Source organism: Microcystis sp. LEGE 08355 (genome assembly GCF_015207185.1).
GTDB lineage: Bacteria > Cyanobacteriota > Cyanobacteriia > Cyanobacteriales > Microcystaceae > Microcystis > Microcystis panniformis.
Window position 1 is genome coordinate 1 of the sequence record NZ_JADEXI010000614.1, and the last position, 2,678, is coordinate 2,678.

Annotated in this window: 2 protein-coding genes; both read left to right on the forward strand. The window is 46.6% G+C overall.

From position 1 onward, the window contains the following. The coding region (gene murC, locus IQ242_RS21925) for a UDP-N-acetylmuramate--L-alanine ligase (protein WP_193961402.1) at positions 1-1,120 on the forward strand (1,120 nt) is incomplete at its 5' end. Positions 1,121-1,520: 400 nt separating this feature from the next. After that, positions 1,521-2,399: a UDP-N-acetylmuramate dehydrogenase gene (gene murB / locus IQ242_RS21930; RefSeq protein ID WP_193961403.1), complete on the forward strand. Its 879-nt coding sequence runs from the start codon at positions 1,521-1,523 to the stop codon at positions 2,397-2,399. Positions 2,400-2,678: the final 279 nt, after the last annotated feature.

Genomic DNA, 2,678 nt, shown 5'->3' on the forward strand with positions numbered 1-2,678 from the left:
ATACCCAATTTTTCACCGTAGCGACGTTTTAGCGGCTTTAATCGCTGATTACGACAGTATCGCCGTCGCTGGCACCCACGGAAAAACCACCACTAGCAGCCTAATCGGTTACGTTTTGTTAGAAGCGGGATTAGACCCCACGATCATTGTCGGTGGTGAGGTGGACGCTTGGGAAGGTAACGCTCGTCTTGGTCAAGGTCGTTTTTTAGTGGCAGAGGCCGATGAGTCCGATGGTTCCCTAACCAAACACGCCCCAAAAATCGGCGTAATCACTAATATTGAGCTAGATCACCCCGATCATTACCAGAATTTAAGCGAAGTTATCGATACTTTCCATGAATTCGCCCATCAGTGCCAGATTTTAGTAGCTTGTTTAGATTGTGACACGATCGCCGAGCATTTCCGTCCGACAATTACTTATAGTCTCGATCCCGAAAAAGGTGCGGATTACACCGTCAGCGAGATTATCTATGAACAGGGAATGATGAAAGCTTCCGTCTGGGAAAAAGGCAGTTATCTGGGACAAATGGAAGTGAAAATCCCGGGGCAACATAATATTAGTAATGCTTTGGCAGTGGTTGCTATCGGACGTTATCTCGGTTTAGAATTTGCTGTCATTGCCGATGCGATCGCTACTTTTGCTGGGGCAAAACGCCGTTTTGAACACAAGGGAGAGGCAAACGGCATTACTTTTATCGATGATTATGCCCACCATCCTAGCGAATTGTTAGCCACGTTAGCGGCGGCAAAATTGAAGGTAGAAGGCAAACAGTACCAACGTTCGATCGCTATTTTCCAACCCCATCGCTACAGTCGCACCACTACCTTTTTAGAGGAATTTGGCTCCGCTTTCAGTTCCGCCGATGTGGTAGTCTTAACGGATATTTATAGTGCTGGGGAAGTGAATATCAATCACGTCACTGGGCAGCAAGTGGCTGAACAGGTGAGAAAACACCATAAAAACGCCTACTATCACCCCGAATTGAGTTCTTTAGGTCAATTCCTGCTAGAAATTCTCCAACCCGGCGATCTAGCTTTGTTCCTCGGCGCTGGCAATCTCAATCAAGTTATCCCCGAAATGCTCTCTCTTTACTGCGAACAATTAGCGGTTAGAGTGTAGATTCAGTTATCAGTTATCAGTTATCAGTTATCAGTTATCAGATTTGAGTTTTTAAGTGAGCAGTATTAAATAGGGTTTGCTGAATAAATGTGAAATGTAGGCAAGGTAGGGGTTTTGTGGCTGTATGAGCGAAACAGGTGTAAGATTTTGAGAGAATCGTCGTTCAAAACCTTGCGTCTTCATCGGCCCGCGTCCTGTAGGGGCGAAGCATTCGGGCAATAACCTATCGGTGAAACCGCAGATTTTCTATCCGAATGCTTCGCCCGTACTTTTTCAGCAGACCCTAAATAAGTAACATGATCGTTGGGTTTCATGCTTCAACCCAACCTACGTTCTGCTCCCCAACCCCCAATTCATAATTTATAATTCATAATTTATAACTTCCAACCCCTAAAACCCTATGATTAAAACCTCTGTTTCTCTAGCTGATTTCACTTCCTACCGGGTGGGGGGAAGAGCGCAATGGTATGCCGAACCAGTTAATCTAGAGGAATTAAGAGAAGTGTTCGCTTGGTGGCGATCGCAAGGGTTGCCCTTGACTGTTTTGGGGGCTGGTTCAAATTTACTAATCAGCGATCGAGGTTTACCCGGACTTGTTCTCAATACTCGCCATCTGCGATCGAGTTGTTTTGATGCCGAAACTGCTACGATTACAGCAGCGGCGGGGGAACCCCTGCCAAAAATAGCTTGGAGAGCGGCAAAAAGGGGCTGGAGGGGCCTAGAATGGGCGGTGGGTATCCCCGGTACGGTGGGGGGTGCTGTGGTGATGAATGCGGGGGCGCATACCTCCTGTGTGGCGGATCGATTAGTGCGGGCGCTGGTATTAAATGCCGATGGTCAGTTAGAAACTTTAAGCAAAGAAGATTTAAATTATAGTTATCGCAGTTCTTCTCTGCAAGGGGATCAACGTTTAGTTATCGAAGCCACATTTCAGTTAGAAGCTACCGATAATCGCGAGGAAATAATGGCAATTACTACCCATAATTTACGCCATCGCAAAAGTACCCAACCCTATGATCGTCCCAGTTGTGGTAGTGTTTTCCGCAATCCTAAACCACAATATGCTGGGGCTTTAATTGAGGAAATGGGATTAAAAGGTTATCAAATTGGTGGGGCGCAAGTATCAGAGTTACACGCTAATTTTATCCTGAATATTGGTTCGGCAAAAGCCTCGGATATTCTGCGTTTAATTCGTCATGTGCAGGAACAAGTGTTCGATCGCTGGTCCCTCTGGTTAGAACCAGAGGTGAAAGTTTTAGGGGAATTTGACGGGATTTAACTATTTTTCTCGATAACGGTTGAACTCAGCCACGATGGGCTGGAGTGCGACGGCAAATATTTTTATAATCCTCTAGCATGGTGCGTTCCCCAAAAATCTATTGGTGGAGCAGTGGGAGCCACATTAGGGAACGCACCCTACAGCGATGGCGATCATCGGAAATTTTGGGTCTGAAACCCCGCCGTTCTAGGTTGGCTTTACGTTAGAATTAAAAGGCCAGTCTCGAAAACCAAGTGGACGGCGCAGCACCGTTCGGCTGAGCTCACGGCCGAAGCCTTG